Origin of the sequence: Methanocalculus sp., from assembly GCF_030651615.1 — an archaeon.
Lineage (GTDB): Archaea > Halobacteriota > Methanomicrobia > Methanomicrobiales > Methanocorpusculaceae > Methanocalculus.
The window spans coordinates 1-5,399 of sequence record NZ_JAUSCG010000037.1 but is presented as its reverse complement, the minus strand read 5'-3'; the positions used below and the strand labels follow the sequence as shown (position 1 = coordinate 5,399).

Genomic DNA, 5,399 nt, shown 5'->3' with positions numbered 1-5,399 from the left:
AGGGAAGCCTCCTTCTTTACCCGATCATTTGAGAAATCCGGAGCTCTTGGGAGGGTGGTCTTCTTCATGAACCTGACCAATGATCCAACTATCGAACGGCTGACAACACCGCGGTGTGCCCTCACGGTTGCGGAATATCTTGCATATACTCTCAACCACCATGTGCTGGTGATACTGACCGATATGATCAACTATTGCGAAGCACTCAGGGAGATTTCTACTGCCCGCGAAGAGGTGCCGGGGAGGCGTGGATATCCGGGGTATATGTATACCGATCTCTCGACGATCTATGAGCGTGCCGGAAAGATTAAAGGTAAAAAAGGCTCGATCACCCAGATCCCCATCCTGACGATGCCCGATGATGATATCACCCATCCTGTCCCGGACCTGACCGGATATATTACCGAAGGTCAGATTGTGCTGTCACGGGATCTCTTCAGGCGGGGGGGAGATCCGCCGATTGATCTGCTCCCCTGCCTTTCAAGACTGATGAACTCCGGTATCGGTGCGGGAAAAACACGGGAAGATCACAGGAATGTCGCTGATCAGCTCTATGCCTCCTATGCCTATGGGCGGGATCTCAGGCGGCTTGTTGCGATTGTTGGTGAGGAGGCCCTGACCGAACTTGACAGGAAGTACCTTAAACTTGCTGATGAGTTTGAAAAAACCTTCATATCACAGGGTGATGAAAACCGGGGGATTGTACGGACGCTGGAGATCGGGTGGAATCTTCTTGCCATACTTCCGGAAGAAGAACTCAAGCGAATCAAGGTGGATTATATTGAGAAATATCATCCAGGGTACAAGGAGGCGTGAGGAGTGGAACAGGCCAAGCCCACACGAATGGAGCTTATCAGGGTGAAAAATCAGATCAAGCTTGCTGAGCAGGGAAAGGATCTCCTCCGCCAGAAGATGGATGCATTAATCCAGGAATTTTTTCTGATCATGAAAGATGTATCGGATTCCCGCTCAGAACTTGAGGTTATCGATGTCTCGGCCCGCCACTCACTCCATCTGGCGATTGCTGTTGATGACTCTGTTGCAGTCCGTTCTGCTGCCCTTGCAACACGGAGAGGCGTGTTCCTCGATATTGCCAGGAAGAATATCATGGGGGTGCCGGTACCTGTCCTCGAGAAGAAGGTGATCTCGAAAGGGACGTTTGAGAGGGGCTATAGTGTGCTTGGTGTCTCCGGCAGGATTGATGAGGTTGCCGAGAAGTTCGAACGTGAACTGGATCTGATCATCGCACTTGCCGAGACAGAGACATCTCTTAGGAGACTTGGGGAGGAGATCCAGATGAACCGCAGGAGGGTGAATGCCCTTGAGCAGGTGATGATACCTGAACTCAAAGAGATGGCAAAAGGCATCAAAATTGCGATAGAAGAGCGTGAACGTGAAGATCTCTTCAGGTTAAAGAAGGTTAAGAAGATCATAAATCGCAGGAAACAGGCCGAGAAGGCAGGGGCATAAAAAAAGTGACTGCCCTGCCGGTATCTTCAGAGCCCGTGCTGATTCCGGAGCAGAGATGTGATGCCATATGAGGGGGTGCAGGGTTTTGATCTCCGCTCTTTTGGTCGCTTCAGGGCTTCATCGATCCGCTCTCTGCACCGTCCGAGTGCCTGTGTCTTCAGCTTTTCGATAGCGTTTGCTGCTTTGTCTGAACACCCACCAGCAACTCTCTCGTTCATAACGTCACCCTCTCTCGTATAGTATCAATGACTTGCCTAGTATTGCGCCCATAGTATATATATTAATTCATCAAAGGTGTTATCTAAAAATTTTGTGGTTATGGACCAGATTACGTTGATGAGAGATCACTATCTCTTGAGATGATATCGCTTATTGGATATTGGGGCAATAGAGTGTTCCAGGCACGAGTGTTCATCACAATGCATTTTTCAGCGAGAGGCCGATGCCACCTTTCTTCCGGTCCATGTTCCGGCAACAACCTCTTGAGCTCCTTCATAATATACAGCACCTGAGCATTGTCAAGTTCGATAAGGCAGTAATATCTGACCGGTTTATCAAGTTTTTCTTCTGCAAAACGATAGAGAAGGGTATCTCGAAATTTGAATCTGAGAGCATCAATAATCTTCTTCTCCTCATCGTTGTGCTTATTCGTTCTCTTTGAGAAATCCTTCACCTCAACAAAAAGGTAATGATCTTCCATCTCGACAATGAAATCTACTGCTTTCATGCAATGGGACAGACCATGATATGTAGGTTTATCTTGGATCTGCTCGTCAAACTTAAAACCTCCTATCGCCCCCTGAAAGTTAAACTGAAGATTTCCTTCCTGCAAAATCAATCTGCAACCACCCCGAGGGTTCGCTCAATCTCTCGTCTGACCAGATCACCAAATGTCTCGTCAATGGCATTAGGTTCGACATCCTGATATCTGCTCGTTGATTTGATCTCAATCTCATCTGTTGCAACATTTCGGTAAAGGCTGTGGTACAAAATTCTGTCTTCCTCTTGAATCTGAAGATCCAACTCCTTGAGAATGACATAATCATGTGTTGAGAGGAAGATTTGCACCCCGTTTCGTTGCAATTCAACAAGAATATTTATAACGGTCTTCATCAGGGCTGGATTCAGGTTAGTTTCAGGTTCATCCCAGAAGAGGACAGAGCCAGTTGAGAGGGTTCCGTTCTGAATGAGCATCCAGAGGAGTGCAAGTTTTCTGAAACCTTCGGCAAGGAGAGTAAATTCGAGTTCTCCTTGCTTGTTTTTAAGGAAAAACTCCTCTTTCTTTGTGATCACCTTCCCATCCATCGCATTCTGGAGAATAGCAAGGAGATTTTTTCTGTTCTTATCCATCGGGCCTTTGAGTGTACCAAGATATGCCCGATCGATGATGTCTGCATAGACTTCTTCAAAATGAATATGCCTCATATTATACAGAGAACGGAAACCGGGTGCATTTGCCATCATATCCTTGACCGGAATATATGCTGAATCAAGTGGTGCTTCCATCCATTGCTTCAGATCCCCAGTTGTCCTGGCTGACTCATAGGACCGGGTATGATTTGATAAGGAGAGTTGGATGGCAATCTCCTCCTTCCTGTCTTTGACTCTTCGATAAATGCCGACATAACCCCTTGAGCTTTCTGCCGAACGTTTTACGAGTCGCCCTGTCTGCTCACCTGAGGGAAGAAATACTCTCGTAATCTTCTCCCCCAGACTCTTCTGACTTCGGGTAATATCAGAGGCAGCATAGAGTGCCTTGAGAATATGGGTCTTACCTGTTCCGTTCTTGCCAATGAAGATGTTGATACCCGGAGAGAATTCAATCTCAAGGTGATCAAACGCGGTGAATCTCTCAAAAATAATACGAAGAAGCATAATCTGAAGAACCCTCCTGGTACATCATACATCTTTTTCAAGTTTAACCTTTCTCCTCTCAGAATCTTTCTGTGATCAGATTATTTATCCTTACAGATCCTTGAAGAGAGTACATACAGGTGAATACATATGCTTGAACTCATCATCGGCGGGATTCTGGTACTTCTCGTCATAGGAATTGCTCTCTGGTTTGTAAGCATCTACAACCGTTATTACCGACTGAAGAACGCATCTGAAGCAACACTCGGCCAGATCAAGGTCGCCATGAAGAAGCGGCTCGATATGATCGACCAGCTGCTCGGATCTGTCAAAAGCTATGCGCAGTTTGAGAAGAGCACACTTGAATCTGTCACAAAGATGCGTGCAAGCGTCGGATCAGCCGGTGCAGGTGACCTGAATGCCATTGAAGCAGAATCACGGAGTGTCCTTGGCCGCCTCTTTGCAGTCATGGAGAACTATCCTGACCTGAAGACCTCACAGACGGTAAAGGACCTGATGGGCTCGATCAAAGGACTCGAAGATGAGATCGCCCGCCACAGGTACACCTTCAACAACATCTCCCAGCAGTTCAATACCATGCTCCAGACAATTCCATCGAATATCGTCGGAAACATGATCGGGATGCAGAAGCTTGAGTACCTTGAGTTCGAAGATGAAAACCTTGCAAAAGCTCCAAAGATAGAGTTCTGAGGTTCATTCATGGAAGAGAAGAAACAGGTTGCCATCCTCATCATTGCAACCCTTCTGCTTGGACTGTCGGCACTTGCCGTGATGGCGGTCTTTCCATCAGATGCAGTTAACTTTGGTGGAGACCTTATCGTCGAATCCTATGAGGTTGTCTGGAACGAAGATGGAGAGCTCATCGAACGGTACGTCTATTCTGTTCAATCAGCCGAAGAATATCGGATGCTCTACCGGAACTGGAAAGTCCCTCTCATCTATGGAGATCAGGCATCCGATCAGCCGCATATCAGGCTCAATGGAGCATCGGCTCCGGATGGAGCTGTTGCGTACCTGAAGACGGGCAGCGGCCGCATCCATCTCTTTAATGGTGATAACTCACGTGTTCGATCACTTGTTGCCGACCTTGCATATCCAAACGAGGTTGGGATTGCCAACCCGAACTACTTCACACCCGGTGAATACATCGTCGAATATAGATACTTGATGGTTCCTCCGGTTGAATATGACAGTAACGCTGTTCATATCAACCTGATGTTTGCTGACGAGCATATTCCGTATAAGGATGTTACAATAACGCTCATATCCGACCGGATCACGGATGTCTATACACATCCCCCAACATATGAGATCATCAAAAAAGAGGGAATGATAGTGTTATCTGGCAGTTCTCCTTCCAACGAGCGGATCGAGGTTGAGTTCCTGATGACACCTGATGCACGTGACTCTGTTGCCGGGATTAAAACGTATGTTGAGGGAGTCAGGGAGCAGACCGAATCGGCAAATAATTCGTATCTCCTTGGTTTCTTCATTGCGGACATTCTGCTCCTCATCGGAAAGATACTTGTCATCATCACGCCGTTCCTTCTGCTCCTCCTCTACATACTCTATGGCAGGGAGAAGGAGTTCACCGTTCCGGAGTACCTCAGTACTGTTCCGGATGAGACACTGCCTCCCTGGCAGGTGAATCTCGTCTTCAATAAAGATGCCTTCGCATCTGATGAGAACGGATTCTATGCGACACTCCTCGATCTCCACAGGAAGAAGAAGATTGAGATCCGGGAGAATCCTGAGAAGAAAGGAGTGACGATCCGGCTTCTTGAGGAGGAGGGAGATGATCAGTATGAACAGAAGGTGATGAACTTCATCTCCTTAAACTCTGATGAGTCAGGGGTTCTTGATACCAGTTACTTTGAAGCGGTTGCACAACGGGCAAAGAGCTCATCAGCTGATGAGCATATCGCCATTGCCCTCAAGGATAACCTAAACGACCTGATGACCAGAACCGATGAGCGGATCTCTGGCCGGTATGCTGTGGATGGGAGGGGAACACCTGCTCTCATTCTGCTTGGAGCGTTCATTTATATCATCGC

At 47.4% G+C, this 5,399-nt stretch carries 7 protein-coding genes; 4 read left to right on the top strand and 3 right to left on the bottom strand.

Features of this window, described 5'->3' with window-relative positions:
* Both Q7V06_RS01505 and Q7V06_RS01500 read left to right on the top strand, forming a co-directional pair.
* The coding region (locus Q7V06_RS01505; protein ID WP_304837032.1) for a V-type ATP synthase subunit B at window positions 1–816 on the top strand (816 nt) is incomplete at its 5' end.
* A 3-nt stretch (window positions 817–819) separates the two neighbouring features.
* The gene (locus Q7V06_RS01500) at window positions 820–1,470 is read left to right on the top strand and encodes a V-type ATP synthase subunit D (protein WP_304837029.1); all 651 of its coding nucleotides are present in this window, start codon (window positions 820–822) and stop codon (window positions 1,468–1,470) included.
* Between the two features lie 26 nt (window positions 1,471–1,496).
* On the opposite strand, the gene Q7V06_RS01495 is transcribed toward Q7V06_RS01500, so the two are convergent.
* The 3 genes from Q7V06_RS01495 to Q7V06_RS01485 form a co-directional block, all read right to left on the bottom strand.
* Entirely contained in the window at window positions 1,497–1,688 is a 192-nt protein-coding gene (locus Q7V06_RS01495) for a hypothetical protein (protein ID WP_304837026.1), read from the bottom strand.
* Between the two features lie 110 nt (window positions 1,689–1,798).
* On the bottom strand, window positions 1,799–2,302 hold the full coding sequence (locus Q7V06_RS01490) for a hypothetical protein (RefSeq protein WP_304837023.1): 504 nt from the start codon (window positions 2,300–2,302) through the stop codon (window positions 1,799–1,801).
* A 2-nt stretch (window positions 2,303–2,304) separates the two neighbouring features.
* Complete coding sequence (locus Q7V06_RS01485) at window positions 2,305–3,345, bottom strand: ATP/GTP-binding protein (RefSeq protein WP_304837020.1); 1,041 nt, start codon at window positions 3,343–3,345, stop codon at window positions 2,305–2,307.
* Between the two features lie 129 nt (window positions 3,346–3,474).
* Here Q7V06_RS01485 and Q7V06_RS01480 point away from each other — a divergent pair, with 129 nt between their 5' ends.
* Both Q7V06_RS01480 and Q7V06_RS01475 read left to right on the top strand, forming a co-directional pair.
* On the top strand, window positions 3,475–4,035 hold the full coding sequence (locus tag Q7V06_RS01480) for a LemA family protein (protein ID WP_304837018.1): 561 nt from the start codon (window positions 3,475–3,477) through the stop codon (window positions 4,033–4,035).
* 9 nt (window positions 4,036–4,044) lie between these two features.
* The coding region (locus Q7V06_RS01475; protein WP_304837015.1) for a DUF2207 domain-containing protein at window positions 4,045–5,399 on the top strand (1,355 nt) is incomplete at its 3' end.

Excerpts from the sequence above, each read along its gene's own strand:
- Q7V06_RS01495 (WP_304837026.1), bottom strand. The coding sequence starts at position 1,688 with ATGAACGAGAGAGTTGCTGGTGGGTGTTCAGACAAAGCAGCAAACGCT.
- Q7V06_RS01485 (WP_304837020.1), bottom strand. The coding sequence starts at position 3,345 with ATGCTTCTTCGTATTATTTTTGAGAGATTCACCGCGTTTGATCACCTT.
- Q7V06_RS01480 (WP_304837018.1), top strand. The coding sequence starts at position 3,475 with ATGCTTGAACTCATCATCGGCGGGATTCTGGTACTTCTCGTCATAGGA.